Source organism: Acutalibacter sp., assembly GCF_056800975.1.
On record NZ_JBQISV010000003.1, the window covers coordinates 1 to 17,385 of the forward strand.

Below are 17,385 nucleotides of genomic sequence, written 5' to 3' on the forward strand. Positions count from 1 at the left end.
CCCCATGGGTGGCGGCGGCGGCAAGCATATAGGTGCTGGCCTCAATCTGGTCGGGGATAATGGCATAAGTCCCCCCCCGCAGCTGCTGCACCCCGTGAATCTTGATGGTATCCGTGCCCGCGCCCCGGATATCCGCGCCCATGGTGTTCAAAAAGTTGGCCAGGTCCACCACATGGGGCTCGCGGGCGGCGTTTTCAATCACGGTTACGCCCAGGGCCTTGGCGGCGGTGAGCATGATGTTCATAGTGGCCCCCACCGACACCACGTCCAGATAGATATGGGCCCCATGCAGGTCATGGGGGGCGGTGACAGAGATCATGCCGCCGTTGTCCAGGCTGTGCTCGCAGCCCAGGGCCTCAAAGCCCTTCAGGTGCTGGTCAATGGGGCGCACACCGAAATCGCAGCCCCCGGGCAGGGGCACAAGGGCCCGGCGGCAGCGGCCCAGCAGCGCGCCGATAAAATAGTAAGACCCCCGCATACGCCGGGCCACACCGGCGCTGACTGTATGGGTCGCAATGGGCCGGGGGTCGATCTCCATGGTGTGGCGGTCAGGGTATGAAACAGCCGCGCCCATCTCCTCAAGGATATAGGCGGCGTTTTTTACATCAGAAATGTCGGGCAGGTTTTCAATACGGCAGGGGGAATCGGAGAGGATGACAGCGGGCAGAATAGCCACGGCGGCATTTTTTGCGCCGTTGATTTCGACCGAGCCGCAGAGACGGCGGCCGCCATGAATGACATATTTATCCACATTTACACTTCCTAAAAGGCCCCAGGGGCTGGCCGTTCTATTTTTCAGGCTCAAAGGCTCTGCTGTTAGTATGAGAACTTAAGGCTATAATAATACATCCGGCTTCAAAAGTCAAGCACGACCCGCAGGGACAGGGAGGGAGAGGCCTGAAATTCCCCGCTCTTACCGGATATCCCACACGCTGCGCACCCGCAGGTTTTTGGGCTGGCCGCGCAGCACCTTGACCCGCCGCTCTCCCGGCAGCATGTCAAAATAATTATCGCTGAGCACCATGTCCTCCCCGCCATTGCGCAGCTCCACGCACTGGGCATAGCCCTGGGCGGTCACAACGATCTCCTCCCCCTCAACCCGGCAGTCCAGCCCCGGGTCCACAAAGCGGTAGTACTTGGGCTGGGTGAACAGCACGGTTCCCTGGCTCACCCTGGCTCCGTTCTCCCACAGGGAATAGCTTACAAAGTCCTCAAACACATCGGCCTCAGGCAGAAGAATTTTTTCCAGCTCCACGCTCTGCAAAGCCGGGACCCCCAGGGTGATGGTCTCCTCCCGCTTAATCCGGCTCAGCCGGTCCCGCAGGGCCCACTTTACCACCACCTGCCGGGGGCGGCGGGTCTCGTTGGTCACGCACAGGGTGATGCTCTTTTCATAGTCCTCCGGCTGGGCGTTCAGGTTGGGGGACTGGGTGAGCATACCCTCCTCCCGGCAGGAGAGCAGCACCGGCGCAAAGAAGCGCCGGGCAAAATAGTGCAGGGCTTTCCACCGCCCGGTGTAGTCGATGGAGGACCAGGAGGCCACGGGCCAGCAGTCGTTAAGCTGCCAGTAGAGGGCCCCCATGCACCGCCCCCGCCCCTGGCGGAAGTGCTCCACCCCATACCGCACTGCCTGGGCCTGAAGCAGCTGGGTGGCATACAGGGTGGCGTCTAGGTCTGTGGGACGCTGGTAATACTGCTGAAGATAGGCGGCCATCAGAGCCCCGCCCATGGCGCAGCGCTGGTGGCGCTCCATCACCGGCCCGTACAGGTTCCGGTCCCGGGGCTCGGTAAAGGTCTCCACCGTAGACAGGCAGGGCCAGCTCTCAAACCCGAACTCTGACACATACCGCCCCATATTCCGCCGGTAGGCGGTAAAGGGCTGCACCCCATGCCACACGCTCCAATCGTGCACATCTCCCTGGGCCTGGCCGTTGGGGTCGTCAAAGCCGCCTCCGCTGGAAGGGCTCCCCGGCCAGTAGAAGGCCTGGGGGTCGCTCTTCTGTACTGCCTGGGGCAGAATGTACTCATACATGCGGATGTAGTCCGCCTTGCGCCGGGGGCTGTCCACCCAAAGGCCCTGCTCCCCAAAGAGCTCCATCTCGTTGTTGCCGCACCACAGGGCAATGCAGGGGTGGTGGCGCAGGCGCTTCACATTGTCCTCCACCTCAGCCTCTATATTCCGGATGAACTCCGGGGTCAGGTCATAGGCCGCGCAGGCGAACATCAGGTCCTGCCACACCAGCAGGCCCAACTCGTCGCAGATATTATAAAAGGAGTCGTCAGGGTAATAGCCCCCGCCCCACACCCGGATGGTGTTGAAGTTGGCGGCGCAGGCGTCTTCCAGCAGGCGGCGGGTGCGGTCCTGGGTGACCCGGGACAGAATATTGTCCTCGGGAATATAGTCCGCGCCCATGGCGAAAATTTTTACCCCGTTGACCTCATGGGCAAAGCTCTCCCCCCACTGGTCCTTTTCTATGGACATGCCCATGGTGCGCAGGCCGATGCGCTTCTCCCAGCAGTCCAGCTCCCGGCCGTCTTCTTCCGCGGTGACAGTGACCGTGTACAGGGGCTGCTCCCCATAGCCCCGGGGCCACCAGAGCTGAGGGTCCTCCACAGTCAGGTCATCCGGCCAGATGCCCTCCCCCTTGGGGAAGGGGATAGCCTGGCCCTGGGGGTCGGTCAGCCAGGCGCGGACCTCCACCTCAAGCGCTGAGGCGTACTCGATGCAGCCGTTCAGAAGCAGCGTCACCCGGCCCTGCTCATGCCGTTGGACGAGCCTGATGTCCTGCAGCCGCCCCCCCTCCACGCCCAGCAGCTCCACCGGCCGCCAGATGCCCGCGTCGGGCAGATGAGGGCCCCAGTCCCAGCCGAACATGCAGTGGGCCTTGCGCAGGCTGGGGAAGCCCTTCATGGCGTCCGGGCTGCCTGTGGCGAACCCCGGGCCGCTGTGCTCCCGGATATACCGGGTGGGGGAGGTGATTTTCACTGTCAGCCGGTTGACGCCGGGGAGGAGCAGGGGGGCCACGTCCAGCTCATAGCACCGGTGCATATTCTCCAAATGCTCGAGAGGGAAGCCGTTGAGCTCTACATCCGCGACCGTGTCCACCCCGTGAAAGCGCAGAACAACCCGGCGGCACTCCCTCAGCCCGGGGAGGGGGGTAAACTGGCAGGTATAGGTAAAATCGTGGTCCATCCAGGCCAGGGCCTCCCTCTCGTTGTCCCGCCAGAAGGGGTCCTTCATTTTTCCCGCCGCCAGCAGGTCCCCATACACCGAGCCGGGCACAGCGGCGGGGATGGGCTCCTCCTGGTCTATTGTCAGGGTCCAGCTCTGGTTCAGGCTTTGCGTGATCATAGGCTTCTCCTTTTTGAGCTCCGCTCTTTTTTTGACAGGCCGCTCCCCGGTCAGTCCTTGCCGTCTTCTTTTCCGGGGTTATAGGGCCTGGCGCTGTCCTGGTTCAGCCAGGTGGAATACAACGCCAGCTCCCCCACCTTCCACCCGGTGACCTCCTCCATGGCGTAGGCGTACAGCTCCAGCTGCCGCTCATACCGCTGCCACAGCTCCTCCATGTCCTCGGTCCGGTCTGTTTTGAAATCAATGATATGCAGCTTTCCGTTCTCTACAAAGGTGCAGTCCACCGCCCCCTGCAGGATCATGGTCTCTCCTTCGCCCCCAACCGCCTCAGGCTGGGCCATGTGGGGGGGGATGGCCGCTGTAAAGCGCCGCTCCCGGCGCACCTCGGGAGAGGCCAGCACCCGCCGGCCCAGCCCGCTGCGGAAAAAGGCCCGCACCCGGTCCAGCTCAATGGCTCCGGCCTGCTCGGGGGTCAGGTAGGCCCGCTCCGCCAGCCGGGCAATCTCTCCCGCCGGGTCCTCCGCCGCCCGGGCAAAGTCCGCAAACTGCATGAACTCGTGGAGGGCAATGCCCCGTTCCGCAGGGGTCATGCCCTGCGCCCCCAGCCAGGCAGGCTTTGACAGGTTCAGCTCCCGGCTGCCGCTCTGTTCTGCCGACAGCTTGGAGGCCGACACCTTGGCCCGGATTTCCAGACAGTCCTCAAAGGGGTAGACAAAGTCCGCCTGCACCCGCAGCTCCTCAAAAAGGGCCATATCCGGCTGGGCGGGGGCCTCCTCTGGGGGGGGCTCCCACTCCTCAGGGGCGCAGCTGTGCAGGCTGATGGCCCAGGGCGCGCTGTCCGGGGTGTCTGCCGGGGGCTGGACTACGCCTGCCGCCCGGCGCAGAGCGCCCCCGCTGGGATGGCGCAGGGCGCAGGCCAGCAGCCAGTCCCCGGCGTTTTTTGCCTTTCGCACCGTGAAGGGGGAGGGGGGCTCCGGGGTCAGCTCCATAGCGGCCCGGCCCAGAGCCGGCTCCATGTCCCGCTGAGAGGTGACCAGAATCAGCTTCTCCTGAGCCCTGGTCATGGCCACATACAGCACCCGCAGCTCCTCGGCCCCGGCAGAGCGGGCGGCTTCCAGGGCAATGGCCTCCCGGGGGGCGGTGCTGTACCGGGCGCCGGTTCCCGGGGTCCGCAGCCGAACCCCCAGGCCCAGCTCCGGGTGCAGCAGCACATCCTCTGTCCGGTCCCCGGCAAAGCTCCGGCCGCAGCCGGCCACAATGCACACCGGGAACTGCAGGCCCTTGGACTTGTGAATACTCATGACGCTTACCGCCTCCGGCCCGGCGTTCTGAGCACCCGCCGCCTGCATGTCTGTGCCGCTGTCCCGCAGCCGGTCCAGAAAGCGCACAAAGCCGGTCAGCCCGTGGTAGCCTGAGCTCTCATATTCCTGGGCATACCGCTGCAAAAGACGGAGATTCTCCAACCGGCCGGCACCCTCCTCCATGGCCAGCACCATGTCTGTGTACCCGGTGCGGCTGTAGAGCATGGTGAGAAAGGCGTCCGCGGCCATGGTGGCGGACAGGCTCCGCAGCCGGTCCAGCTCCTCCAACACCCGGGCGCAGCGGGGGTCTTCTTCGGCCCCCCGCAGCAGAGAGAGATACACGCTGACCGACCGGTCCCCTGCCCGCAGCCGGGCCGTGTCGTCAGCGGAAAAGCCGTAGAGCGGGCTCATCAGCACAGCCAGCAGGGGGATGTCCTGGTTGGGGTTGTCGATGACCCGCAGCAGGGAGAGCATGGTCTGAATCTCAGCGGCGGCGAAAAAGCCCCCTGCCACCGTGGCCCGGGCGGGGACGCCCAGCCGCTTCAGCTCCCGGGCGTACACATGGGCGTACTTGTTTGCGCTGCGCAGAAGAATGCAGAAATCCCCATAACCAATGGGACGCTCCTCCTCTCCCTGGCTGACTGTAAAGCCCTCCTCCATCAGCTGCCGGATGCGCCCGGCAATGTACCCCGCCTCGGCGGTCTCGGCGGGGATGTCTCCCCGGCTGAGGAATGCGGCCTCGGTCTCGCAGCCGGACTTATTGCGATAGCCCGCCCCGCACACCAGCCGCTCCTCTCCGGTGTAGTCGATGTCTCCCGCCTCCTGGCTCATGAGCTGGGAGAACACAAAGTTCACCGCCTCGGTCACCTCCCGGCGGGAGCGGAAATTCCGGTCCAGCACAATGTAAGAGGGGTAGGCCTGCCGGGCCCGGTCAAACTTGCCAAAGGCCCGGCGGCACCGGAGGAACAGCTCGGGCATGGCCCGCCGGAAGCCATAGATGCTCTGCTTCACGTCCCCCACCATAAACAGGTTTTTCCCCTCCCGGGAGATGGCCCGAAAGATGGAGTCCTGCACCTCGTTCACGTCCTGATACTCGTCAATCATGATCTCGTCAAACCGGGCGGACACCTCCCGGGCAGCGGGGGTGGGCTCTCCGTTCTCCCCGCAGAACAGCCGAATGGCGCAGTGTTCCAGGTCGCTGTAGTCCAAAAAGGATTTTTCCCGCTTCTTCTCCTCATAGCGGCGGGCAAAGTCCAGGGTCAGCTCCGCCAGGTCCCCCAGCAGAGGGCCGGCGGCTTCGAGCTCTTCCAGGCACTGCTCCCGGCTGGCGGCAAGACTGCTCTTGAGCCCCTCCATGGTTTTTTTGACTTCCTTGCGGCAGCCTTCCAGCCGGACCAGCAGAGGGTCGTCCTTGTCCCAGCCCCGCAGGGTCCCCCGCCGCTTGGGAGAAAAGGCCTCCCGCAGCCGGGCGGCGCCCTCCCAGTCGCCGGCACGGGCGGCTGCGGACATGGCCAGACAGGCCTCCCGGTCGGCCAAAAGGGCGGGGGCAAAGGCCTCGTACAGGGCCGGGTCCTCCCCGGCCAAACCGGCGGCGTTTTTCAGCAGGGCGGCGCAGTAGTCTCCAGCTCCGGCGGCGTATTCCAGAATCACCCGCTCCCAGGGGGAGGGGTCCCCGGAAAAATACATGTCCACCTTTTCCCGCAGCCAGGCCTCGGGAAAGGGGTGGCTCTGCATGAACCGGTAGAGGGACAGAACCATCCCGCCCAGCCGCCGGTCATCCCGCTCCCCGGTGAAAGCGTCTGCCAGCCGCTCGGCCCTGCCGGCCTCAAAGGCTCCGGCAACCGCTTCCTCTATGGCGAGGCCCATCATCTCCTCCTCCCGCTTGTCCGAGAGAATCTTGAAGTCCGGGGACAGGTCCAGCAGATGAAAGAACTCCCGGACCATGTCCGCGCAGAAGCTGTCCACTGTGCCGATGTGGGCCTGGTGGAGCAAAATACTCTGCCGCCTGAGCCAGCTGTCCCGGGGGTTCTCCCGCAGCAGCTCAAAGAGCCTTTGTTCCAGGCGGGTGCGCATTTCTGCGGCCGCAGCTTTGGTGAAGGTGACAATCAGCAGGCGGTTGGCGTCTGTGGGGCAGCGGGGGTCCGTCAGCCGGTTGACGGCCCGCTGCACCAGCACTGCGGTTTTGCCCGACCCTGCCGCCGCCGCCACCAGAATAGTGCCGTTCAGAGACTGGGCCGCGTCCAGCTGGCTGTCGGTCCATTGCATGGGAACACCTCCAAAGGGAATAGCGGGAATTTTTGTCGTAGTTTATGGAGTAAGAGAAAGCCTGCATAGCTCGCGGTCCGCGGCTTCGGCTCGGTGGGCTTGCGGCCTGGTACGCTGCACTTGTTTTGCCCAGTACCCGGCGCAACGCTCACCCCAAACTCTATCAGGGGCCTGGATGCCCGGGTTGACCTGCAGACCCAGTTGTCCGGACTGCCGCGTAATGGTTCCAATCGTCCCACACAGAGAAAAATAAGCGAAAAAGCTTTGTCCGCGATTAAAATGCCGCAGGGTGTGGGGCAGAGCCTTAGAGTCTTGCACCGAGGGCTGCTATTTACCGTCGTCCAGCAGCTGCTCGCAGTAGCGGCACCGGTAGCGGTGCTGCTCGCCGCCGCACAGGTAGAATTCCTGGTCCACGTCCTCCGCGCTGGTGACGCACCGGGGGTTTTTGCACTTGACAATGTTCACCAGCCGCTGGGGGAGCTGGGGCTGCTTTTTCTCCGCCAGCACCCCGTCCCGGATGACGCACACTGTGGCGTGGTCGTCGATAAAGCCCAGCACGTCCAGGTCTATGTCTGTTATGCCCTCAATTTTGATAATGTCCTTTTTCCCGAACTTGCTGCTGCGGGCATTGCGGATGATTGCCACACAGGTGTCCAGCTTGTGCAGCTCCAACAGCTCATATACCCGCATCCCCCGCCCGGCGGTAATGTGGTCAATGACGATCCCGTTTTCAATGCTGTCAATGTTCAGCATAGCTCAAGCCTCCTTCAGAATGTGGGGTTCCAGCCCCAGCAGCGCCAGAATCAACGCCATGCGCACAAACACGCCCCCCCGGGCCTGCTCAAAATACAGGGCCCTGGGGTCCTCGTCCACCTGCTTGTGAATCTCGTTCACCCGGGGCAGGGGATGCAGCACAGCCAGCTCCTTTTTGCCTAAGGCCAGCTTTTCCGGGGTGAGGATGTAGGAGTCCTTCAGCCGCACATAGTCCTCCTCGTTGAAAAAACGCTCCCGCTGCACCCGGGTCATGTACAGCACGTCCAGCCGGGGCATGGCCTCCTCCATGCGGCGCACCTCCTCAAAGGGGTGGCCCGAGGGGCCCAGCACCTCCTTGAGGATGTACCCCGGTGTGCGCAGCTCCTCCGGCGAGATGAGCACAAACCGCACATCCTCATACCGCACCAGGGCCTTGATGAGGGAGTGCACGGTGCGCCCGAACTTCAGGTCGCCGCACAGGCCGATGGTGAGGCCGCTGATCTGCCCTCTGCTGCGCTGAATCATAAACAGGTCGGTGAGAGTTTGGGTGGGGTGCTGGTGGCCTCCGTCCCCGGCGTTGACCACGGGAATTTTTGAGTACCGGGAGGCCACCAGAGGCGCGCCCTCCTTAAAGTGGCGCATGGCCGCAATGTCCGCATAGCCGGAGATCATGCGGATGGTGTCCGCCACGCTCTCGCCTTTGGCCGCCGAGCTGCTCTGGGCTGAGGAGAAGCCCAGCACCTGCCCCCCCAGCCGCAGCATGGCCGACTCGAAGCTGAGCCGGGTGCGGGTGCTGGGCTCGAAAAACAGGGTGGCCAGAATTTTGCCCTCGCAGCGCCGGGCATAGTCCCCGGGCCGGTCCAGAATACGCTGGGCCAGGCCCAGCAGCCGGGCAGTCTCCTCCCGGTCAAGGTCCAATGGGTCGATCAGATGCCGCATGATACCGCCGCCTTTCCAAAGCATTCCACATATTTCGCAAAAAAGCCGCAGGCAGCATGCCCCGCGGCTGTGTTCATTGTTTCATTATATATGATTGGGGGCAGGCTGTCAATAGAGGAAACGGGAGGGGCAGGGAAATGTCCAAACACGGAGTGAAAAGAGGTCAAAGAGAGAGGAACAGCGGTGCCAGGGTGGGGATATAATGGCGCAAATCAGCATTGACGCTCTCCACCGTGAACGTGCCATTTCGATTTGTGAAGGAATGTTTCAAGAACGCCTGAAACAGAAGTATTCTGATAAAGAAAAACGGTATAGCCCTTAAGACTATACCGCAATTTGATACATAATTGCCTTTAGAACATTAAGTTTCTTATGTAAAGAATACAAGTTTGAAATCTTTTCCTATGCTACAAGGCCCTGCGTTCCCATTCCAGCAGCCAGCGTTTTTTGTCTATACCACCGGCATACCCGGTGAGGCTGCCGTTGCTGCCCACTACCCGGTGGCAGGGGATGAGGATGGAGATAGGGTTGCGCCCTACCGCGCCCCCCACTGCCTGGGCCGACATGCTGTCCCGGCCCAGCAGCGCCGCCATTTCTCGGGCAATATGGCCATAGGAACGGGTTTCGCCGTAGGGGATGGCGCACAGCAGCCGCCAGACCTGCTTTTGAAAGGCGCTGCCTCTGGGGGCAAGGGGCAGCTGTTCCAGAGAGGGCCGTTCTCCGGCAAAGTAGCTGGCAAGCCAGGCCTGGGCCTGGATGAGCGCTGGCCGGCTGGGGTCAGGGGCCATGGGGGGCATGCCCCGGGCAAAATATTTTTGGCCCGCCAGCCACAGGCCGCAGAGGCCCTCCCTGTCGCAGGCCAGAGTGAGGGCGCCCAGAGGGGAGGCCCATTGGGTGGTATAAACCGGAGAGGCTGGTTCCATAAGCTTAAAACTCCATCCAGACAGTGTCTGTATTTTTGTAGTGGGTAAATTCCTTCTGGTTCTCCTCTGTGGTGCCCAGGCCGCATGGAATCACCCGCAGCCCGTGGCCCTTGCCCACCAGAGCGGCAAAGGCCTCCCCCTGGTCCGCCCGCTGGTTGCGGGAGACAAGCACCAGCAGGTCGTCCTCAGCGGCGGGCCTGGGGGGCAGAGAGCACACAGCGGGCAGGCCGGTTCCTGTGCCAAGGCAGGCCAGCTTTTTCTTTAAAAACAGCAGGCTCCCCGCGCCGGATACCCCTTCCAGCCGCCAGGGCTGGCCGGTCTTCACATCGCCGCCATTGCTGTAAAGGCTCAGCTCCACGCCGTCGGCCAGCAGCCGCTCCGCCAGGGCGCAGGCCACCCGCACCCCGGCCTCGTTGAGAAAATCCCCCTGCAGGCCGCCCGACTCCATGTCAATCAGCAAGGTCACCTGCTGGGACAGGGTGGACTCGTGAAGGTTGATGAGCAGTTTGCCTGCCCGGGCCGTGGCCTTCCAGTTGATATATTTCATAGGGTCGCCCCGGGCGTACTCCCGCAGGCCCCCGAACTCAAAGGGGTCGTCGCACACCCGCTTGCGGCTAAGCACCGCCCCCATGAGCCGGGCATAGGGAATCTGAATCTGGCTGGTGGACACAGGCCGGGGCAGCACATAAAAATCAGTGTTCTGGGGGGTGCTGGCCACATAACGCCGGGTGAGAAACAGGTCCTGGGCGTTGACGCCGGTCTCGTTGATGCGGAAGTACCCCCGGCCCGCGCATTTGAATTCCAGCCGCCGGGTGATCTTCTGCCGGGCGGCTATGGCAAACACGTCCCGGCGGTAGGTCTGGTCGCTGAGGCTGGCGTTCTGGCCGTCCCCGAACTGCAGGCGGCGGTCCATATGAAAGCTGATCTCCAACACCGGCAGGGGCAGCAGCTTGCGGTTGACAATAACCTCGCTGAGAGCAGAGGTCTCGTCCTCCACCGCATAGTCCTGGGTGAACTGAATGTCGCAGGCGAGGCCTTTCTGCCAGAACCTGTCATAAAGCCTGCACAAAAGCTGAAACAGCAGCCAGAGCGCAGCGCAAATGCCCAGCAGAGCAATCATCTTGACCAGTCCTCCGTAGGCACGGTGACCGAGTCCAGCAGCGCCTGAGCCGCCTGGTTCTGGGGCGCGGTGCCGGTCATGCCGGAGACAGAGAGCCGGTGGGCGATTACCGGCACAGCCACGGCCTTCACGTCCTCCGGGGTCACAAATTCCCGGCCCTGAATCAGGGCATAGGCCTGGCTGGCCCGCAGCAGGGCCAGGGTGCCCCGGGGGCTCAGCCCCAGCTCAATGCCCTTGTGCCCCCGGGAGGCCTGGGCCAGGGCGGCTATGTAGCCCAGCATGGCCTTGTGGGCGTAGACCTGGCGGGTCTTCTGCTGCAGGGCGATAATGTCCTCCTTGGTGCACACGGCGTTGAGCTTTTCCAGGGGCTCGTCATCCCGAAAGCGTTCCAGAATGGCTACCTCCTGCTCCTGGGTGGGGGGCGACATGGAGACCCGCATGAGGAACCGGTCCAGCTGGGCCTCGGGCAGGGGATAGGTGCCTAGGGTCTCCACCGGGTTCTGGGTGGCAAGCACAAAGAAGGGGGGCGGCAGGCGGCGGGTGACCCCGTCCACAGTGACCTGGCCCTCGGCCATGCACTCCAACAAACTGGACTGGGTGCGGGGGGTGGCCCGGTTGATCTCGTCGGTCAGAAGAATGTTGCAGAACACCGGCCCCGGGCTGAACACAAACTTGCCCTCCTGCTGGTTGTAGAAGTTGAGGCCTGTAACGTCTGAGGGGAGCAGGTCGGGGGTGAACTGCACCCGGCCGAACTCTGCGGCCACAGACCGGGCCAGGGTGCGGGCCATAACGGTTTTGCCCATGCCGGGCACGTCCTCCATAAGCACATGGCCCCCGGCCAGCAGAGCGGTGAGCAGCAGGCGGGTCACAGACTCCTGCCCCACCAGGACAGAGGCGACATTCTTTTGAATGGCTTGCAGGTGTTCTTGCATGAGGGACTCCTTCTTTCTTAAATGAATTATTTTGACATCAAACGACACCAGTGGCCGGTGGGCCAAAAGCGCTGCCTGGCTGTCCGGTCAGATATATTTCAAGCAGAGCGGCGCGGGCATACCCGTGCCGCCAGGTTCAAAAGAGGTAGCACCTCTTTTGAACTGCGTTAACTATCATGTCTGAAAAGCCTTGAGGGGCTTTGGGGCTCATTTGCGGCAAGGCCGGCAGGCGTGGCGAAAGAAAACGCTTACCCCTTAAGCAGCTCCTCGGCAGCGGCAAGATTCTCCCTCTCCACCTCCAGCAGCCGGGCGGTCATGGCCTTGAACTCCTCCCGCCGTCCGGTCTGGGCGGCAGCAGCGGCAATGGCCTGGTTCAGCCAGTCCTCGGTCAGGTCCCCCAGCTCGGTCCACTGGCCATAGCCCAGATACCGCAGGTATGAGCCGATTTTAGGGTCGTAGCTGACCCCCACCAGGGGCGCGCCGCTGAGAGAGGAGAAGATCAGCCCGTGCAGCCGCATGGAGACCACCACCTCCATTTTTGCCAGCACACTGATGAGCAGTTCGGGCCCTGCCCCGGTCAGAGACAGCCCCGGCTTCTCCATGTGGGAGAGCACTTCTTTGGCAGCGGCAGGGTCCTGAAAGCTGTTGATGGGCAGAAACACCGGCTCAAGGCCCAGCTTGTCCCGGGCCTGCTGGGCGCAGCGGGCAAAAATCTCTGCCTTGCCCTCAAAGCCCCGCCAGTTCCGCAGCAAAAAGCAGATATACCGCCCCCCGGGCTCCACCCCCTGGTCCCGCAAAAAACGCTCTGCCTGGGCAGGGTCGGCCTGGGGGAGGATGAGGGCCGGGTCGCTGCTCAGGCGCACCTTGGGCCGGTCCACTCCATAGGAGGCCAGCTCGGTCATGGAGTCCGGCTCACGCAGGGTGATCACATCCACCGAGCGGTTCAGCACCCGGCGCACCAGCCGCTGGTTGTGCCTGCCCCGCACCGGCCCGATGCCGCAGCCGTACATGTCCACATGATTGCTCAGACGCTTGGCCAACCACAGGGTGAACAGGTAGTACCACAGGCTGCGGTGGCTGGTGGCGTTCTGAATGAGAGTGCCGCCGCCATTGATATACAGCTGGGACCGCCGCATACACCGGGCAATGCGGGGCAGGTTGAAGGTGTAGATGGAGTGCACCCCAAACCGCTTTTTGATGCTGTTGGTGTTTTTTGCCAGCACAGTGACAGGCAGGTATTCGTCCGACTGGCGCACAGAGTGGATGATGGACTTGAGAATAGCGTCGTCTCCGGCATTGCCATAGCCGTAGGCTCCGCACACCACCACCCCGTCCCGGCCCGGGCGGCTTTGCTTGCGCTGCTCCCGCTTCAGAATGCTCTCGTAGATTTCCAGCTGACAGTCCACCATGCTCTCCAAGGAGAGCTTTTTGCTGGCCTTTTCGTAGAGGCGGTTTCCCAGGGTCTGGCGGAGCTCCGGGTCCTCTGCCAGGGCAATCAGGTGCCGGGCCAGCTCCTGCTCGTCCCCAGGGGTGAACAGCAGGCCGTTGACCCCGTGGTCGATGAGCACCGGCACGCCCCCCACCCGGGAGGCAATGGTGGCAAGATGGGACCGGGTGCCGTCGGTGAGGGCATAGGGGAAGGTCTCGGACAGGGAGGTGAGCAGGTTGATGTCAATGGCGTTGTAAAAAGAGGGGATGTCGTTGACCCAGCCCGCAAAGCATACCCGGCCCTCCAAGCCCAGGGACCGGGTCAGGTCCTGCAGCTTTTTCAGGGTGTCTCCGTCGCCGGCGCACACCAGCTTCAGCCGGGGGCAGCGCTGGCAGGCGATTTTCATGGCCCGCAGCAGGGTTGGGTGGTCCTTCACCGGGTCCAGCCGGGCCACAATGCCTGCCACCACATCCCCGGGCTCATAGGACAGGCCCAGCTGGGCCAGAAAGGCCTCCTTGGGCTGGAATTGCAGCGGCGTCTTGAAGTCAATGCCGTTGTAAATCGTATAGATGCGGTCTGCGGGAAAGCCCCGGTCGATGAGCAGCTCCCGCATGGGGTCTGACACGCCGATATAGTAGTTCAGCCGCCGCAGGGCCACCAGATTGGTGGTGCCATAGCTGAGCCTTGCCACAGGCCGCCCCAGATAGTCCAGCCGGTAGTCGCTGTGCACAGTGGTGACCACAGGAGCCTTGACCGAGTGCTTGAGCAGGTTGCCCATTAAATTGCCCCGGGCCCCATGACAATGGATAATGTCGATTTTCTGCCCGGCGGTGAGCTTTTTCAGCTCCTTCAGGCCCAGCAAAGGGTTGCCCGTGTCAATCACATGGATGGGAATGCCCATTTTGGCCGCGTCCTCCGAGAAATCCCCCTTGCGGAAGCACACCAGCTGGGCGTTGATGGAGTCGTTGAGTTTTTTGAGCAGATGAAGCACATGGGTTTTCGCGCCGCCGGTGTCGCCGCCGCCAATAAGGTGGATTACACGCATAACATCATTCCTTTTCTGAGGACTATTAGGGGGACAAAACAAAGGGGGTCCAGAGGGAACTAGTTCCATCTGGCAGGGGGGGTGAGCATGCGCCAGTGGCAGACGCTCACCCTACGGCAAGACCTTGGAGGCGTTGCCTCCAAACCGCCACCAGGGGAGCAAGCCCCTCTGGACTCCCTTCGCCGCCTTGCCCTTCTGCTGATAGTCAGCGACTGCCGCGAGCCGCTTAGGCTTCCTCCGCCTCTGGTTTTTTCAGCACTTTCTCCATATGGACATGGGGGCAGTGCTCGTCCAGATAGGTCTCGCCGGACTGCCGGTAGCCCAGCTTCTCGTAAAATCCCGCTGCCTGCACCTGGGCCGACAGGGCCATCACCCGGCCTCCCATAGAGCGGGCGGCGTCCTCGGCCTCCGTCATGATTCTGGCCCCCAGCCCCTGCCTGCGCCAGACCTTGCCCACCGCCACCCGGCCCACATGCCAGGTCCCCTCAGGCCCGTCGGGAAAAATGCGGCAGCAGGCGGCAGGCCGGTCCCCGTCGTATAGGGTCAGGTGCCAGGCAGTCAGGTCTGTCTGGTCAAACTCCTCCTGAAAGCCCTGCTCGTCAATGAACACCTCCCGGCGCAGGTCGTGGGCCTCCTGGGGGAGAAAATGGGTGGTTTTTATGGAGAGCATACAGCGTCCTTCCTTTCCTCATGACAGTATGACGGGGAAATTATTTTTTGGGGGTCTCCTTCAGCCGGTCGGGCCCCAGCCGGCGGAATTCCTCCAGAAACCAGACCTCCTGGGCCTCAAAGTCCCGGCCGTTCAGGTATTCCAGTCCCCCGGCGGGGCTGGTGAACCGGAACCCCAGCCGGTAGGAGCACAACGCCTGATAGGGGAAGGCCAGGGCCTTGTTCTGCTGGTTACGGCCATACTTGCCGTCTCCGGCCAGGGGGTGGCCGATCGCGGCCATGTGTGCCCTGATCTGGTGGGTCCGGCCGGTGAACAGCTCTACCCGCAGCAGAGAGCAGCCGCCCCGCTCTTCCAGCACCTGATAGCCGGTGCGCACGCTTTTTGCCCCCGGGCTGGACCTTGCGCTGAAATACACCCGGTTTTGGGCCTCGTTTTTGGTGAGGTAGCCGGTGAGCACGGCAGAGGGCTGCTCCATATGCCCGTGCACCACACAGAGATAGAGCTTTTGCAGCTCCCGGTTCTTCACCTTCTGGTTGAGAATCCGAAGGGCCTCCGCTGTTTTTGCGGCCATGACAATGCCCCCAGTGTTGCGGTCAATGCGGTTGACCAGGGCCGGGGCAAAGGAGTTCTCCTCCTCCGGGCGATACTCCCCCCGGTCGTAGAGATAGCGCTGCACCCGGGCAATGAGGGAGTCGAAATGGTAGTCGTCTCCCGGGTGGACAATCAGGCCGGGGGGCTTGTCCAGCAGCATCAGGTTCTCATCCTCATATACCACGCGCAGGCGGGCAGGGGCCTTGAGAAAGTCGTACTCCTTGGGGGCCTGCTGAAAATACTCCTCCTGCCAGTAGAGGGTGAGCGCGTCGCCGGGGGAGAGCCGGGAATCCGGGGCGCAGCGGGCCCCGTTCAGGCGCACGTCCTTGGTGCGAATGCACTTGTATAGCACCGGCTGGGGCAGATTGGGAAAGGTTTTGGTGAGGAATTTGTCCAGACGCTGGCCCGCGTCGTTGGGAGTGACCAGGAGTTTTTTTCGTGGCATGGGGAGGAGCTCCTTTCGCGAAAAAGAGAAGTGTCTTTTTTATACTGGCTTGCTGTGGGGACAGCGGGGTTGTTCTCTGGCATCAGGCGGCTGTCAGCAGGGAAAACAGGCCCTGTCCGGCGTTCCCATATCCAGGCAGGGCAGCGGCAAACAGGCCGCTCGCCGTCTTGCTCCGCAAGCCGCCGGTCCTTTTGCTCTGCAAAAGAACCGGCACCCGCGCAAAGGACCGCGCGTCTGCGCTTGCTGGGCCTTCGCCGCCTCAGCCGGCAGCGTACCTCTGACCGACAGGGGCAGCGGCAGTGACCGGGCCATGTCCGCCCCCTTTTGTCTACCGGCCCTTCTTCGCCCGCTGAAAGCTGAACAGCCCCTGGGGCAGGGACAGCACAATGCCAATCCCCAGGGCGATTGCCACCGCGATCTTGATGGTCTCCAACCCCTTGTCCAGGGCCTGACCGTCCAGCCCCATAAAGAAATTGTAGCCGGTATAGTAAATGCCCGCCCCGGGCACCAGCGGGAAAATACCGCAGATGAGAAACACCGTGACCGGGGCCTTGCGGGCAAAGGAGAAGACCCGGGACAGCCATGCCAGCGCCAGCGTTGCCAGAAAGGAGGCGCTTACCGCCCCGCTGCCCAGGCCCATGGCCAGCAGGTATACCGCCCAGCCCGCCGCGCCGGTCAGCCCGGTGAACAGCAGCTCCCGCCGGGGCGAGTGGAAGATGACCGCAAAGGCAATGGTGGCGGCAAAGGCCACCCCGGTCTGCAAAAGCCCGGTCAGTAAGGCTTGCAACGTGATTGGCATTACAGCAGCGCACCTCCCGTGAGAACAGACAGCAGCTTTACCACAAAGCCCACTCCAACCGCAATGCAGCCGCCCACCAGAAAGGCGTCCAGCATACGGATGGCCCCGCTCAGATAGTCTCCATGAAAGAAGTCCCGGATGGAGGTGGTGAGGGCCACCCCGGGCACCAGCCGGATAATGGAGCCAATAATGATTTTATCCATATTGTCCCCCAAACCCAGCAGAAACAACGCCCCCCCGCACAGGGTGACCAAGGCGCTGGCAGAGAGATTGGTGAGGAATTTTGTCATTTTCCGGCGGGAGGCAAAGCTCATGTACAGCTCAAGGGCAATGCCGCAGAAAAAGGCCACGGCCGCGTCCAGCCAGCTGCCGCCGAACAGGTAGCTGAAGGAGGCGCTACCCACCGCGCAGCAAAGCACTGCCAGGGGCAGGGGGGAGTAGGGCAAAACCCGGATCTCCTGCAGGCGGGCCAATGCCTGGTCCACCGGGTACAGCCCCTGAACGATCTCACGGGAGAGCTGGTTGACTGCGCAGATGCGCCCCAGGTGGGTGGTGGTGGAGGGAATATGCTGCAGCTTGGTGGTCTGGGGAATCCCGTCTACCACGCCGGTGACAAAGATGGCGTTGGTGAGGACATATACCTGGAAGTCCTCAATATGGTAGGCCTGGGCGACCCGCTCCATGGTTTCCTGCACGCGGGAGATCTCCGCGCCGTTTTCCAGCAGGGCCTCGCCCATCTGAAAGGACAGGTCCAGCACAGAGGGAGCACTGGGAGAGGTGGGCATGGAAGTACCTTCTTTCTTAAAAAAATGAATCAAGGG

At 62.8% G+C, this 17,385-nt stretch carries 13 protein-coding genes; all 13 read right to left on the minus strand.

Features of this window, described 5'->3' with window-relative positions:
• A partial coding sequence (locus ACTO5E_RS00675) for a UDP-N-acetylglucosamine 1-carboxyvinyltransferase (protein WP_482300680.1) occupies nucleotides 1-751 on the minus strand: 751 nt, incomplete at its 3' end.
• A gap of 162 nt (nucleotides 752-913) precedes the next feature.
• Nucleotides 914-3,352 (minus strand): beta-mannosidase, encoded by a 2,439-nt coding sequence (locus ACTO5E_RS00680; RefSeq protein WP_482300681.1) that lies wholly within the window; start codon nucleotides 3,350-3,352, stop codon nucleotides 914-916.
• A gap of 50 nt (nucleotides 3,353-3,402) precedes the next feature.
• Nucleotides 3,403-6,918, minus strand: a complete 3,516-nt coding sequence (gene addA, locus ACTO5E_RS00685) for a helicase-exonuclease AddAB subunit AddA (protein WP_482300682.1) — start codon at nucleotides 6,916-6,918, stop codon at nucleotides 3,403-3,405.
• A gap of 327 nt (nucleotides 6,919-7,245) precedes the next feature.
• Nucleotides 7,246-7,671 carry an aspartate carbamoyltransferase regulatory subunit gene (locus tag ACTO5E_RS00690; protein ID WP_482300684.1) on the minus strand — a complete coding sequence of 142 codons (426 nt, stop codon included), beginning with the start codon at nucleotides 7,669-7,671 and terminating at the stop codon, nucleotides 7,246-7,248.
• 3 nt (nucleotides 7,672-7,674) lie between these two features.
• A complete protein-coding gene (gene pyrB, locus ACTO5E_RS00695; protein ID WP_482300686.1) occupies nucleotides 7,675-8,610 on the minus strand; it encodes an aspartate carbamoyltransferase in 936 nt (311 codons plus the stop codon).
• Between the two features lie 407 nt (nucleotides 8,611-9,017).
• Entirely contained in the window at nucleotides 9,018-9,533 is a 516-nt protein-coding gene (locus ACTO5E_RS00700) for a methylated-DNA--[protein]-cysteine S-methyltransferase (RefSeq protein WP_482300687.1), read from the minus strand.
• A 4-nt stretch (nucleotides 9,534-9,537) separates the two neighbouring features.
• Entirely contained in the window at nucleotides 9,538-10,653 is a 1,116-nt protein-coding gene (locus ACTO5E_RS00705; protein ID WP_482300689.1) for a DUF58 domain-containing protein, read from the minus strand.
• Entirely contained in the window at nucleotides 10,650-11,585 is a 936-nt protein-coding gene (locus ACTO5E_RS00710; protein ID WP_482300691.1) for an AAA family ATPase, read from the minus strand. Before ACTO5E_RS00710 ends, ACTO5E_RS00705 begins: the two co-directional genes overlap by 4 nt.
• Nucleotides 11,586-11,833: 248 nt before the next feature.
• Nucleotides 11,834-14,059 carry a polysaccharide pyruvyl transferase CsaB gene (gene csaB, locus ACTO5E_RS00715; RefSeq protein WP_482300693.1) on the minus strand — a complete coding sequence of 742 codons (2,226 nt, stop codon included), beginning with the start codon at nucleotides 14,057-14,059 and terminating at the stop codon, nucleotides 11,834-11,836.
• A gap of 226 nt (nucleotides 14,060-14,285) precedes the next feature.
• Nucleotides 14,286-14,729, minus strand: a complete 444-nt coding sequence (locus ACTO5E_RS00720; RefSeq protein WP_482300695.1) for a GNAT family N-acetyltransferase — start codon at nucleotides 14,727-14,729, stop codon at nucleotides 14,286-14,288.
• Nucleotides 14,730-14,769: 40 nt separating this feature from the next.
• Nucleotides 14,770-15,765, minus strand: a complete 996-nt coding sequence (locus tag ACTO5E_RS00725) for an RluA family pseudouridine synthase (protein WP_482300697.1) — start codon at nucleotides 15,763-15,765, stop codon at nucleotides 14,770-14,772.
• Nucleotides 15,766-16,093: 328 nt separating this feature from the next.
• On the minus strand, nucleotides 16,094-16,564 hold the full coding sequence (locus ACTO5E_RS00730) for a threonine/serine exporter family protein (protein WP_482300699.1): 471 nt from the start codon (nucleotides 16,562-16,564) through the stop codon (nucleotides 16,094-16,096).
• Nucleotides 16,564-17,349, minus strand: a complete 786-nt coding sequence (locus ACTO5E_RS00735; RefSeq protein ID WP_482300701.1) for a threonine/serine exporter family protein — start codon at nucleotides 17,347-17,349, stop codon at nucleotides 16,564-16,566. The genes ACTO5E_RS00730 and ACTO5E_RS00735 overlap by 1 nt, the downstream gene beginning before the upstream one ends.
• Between the last annotated feature and the right edge of the window lie 36 nt (nucleotides 17,350-17,385).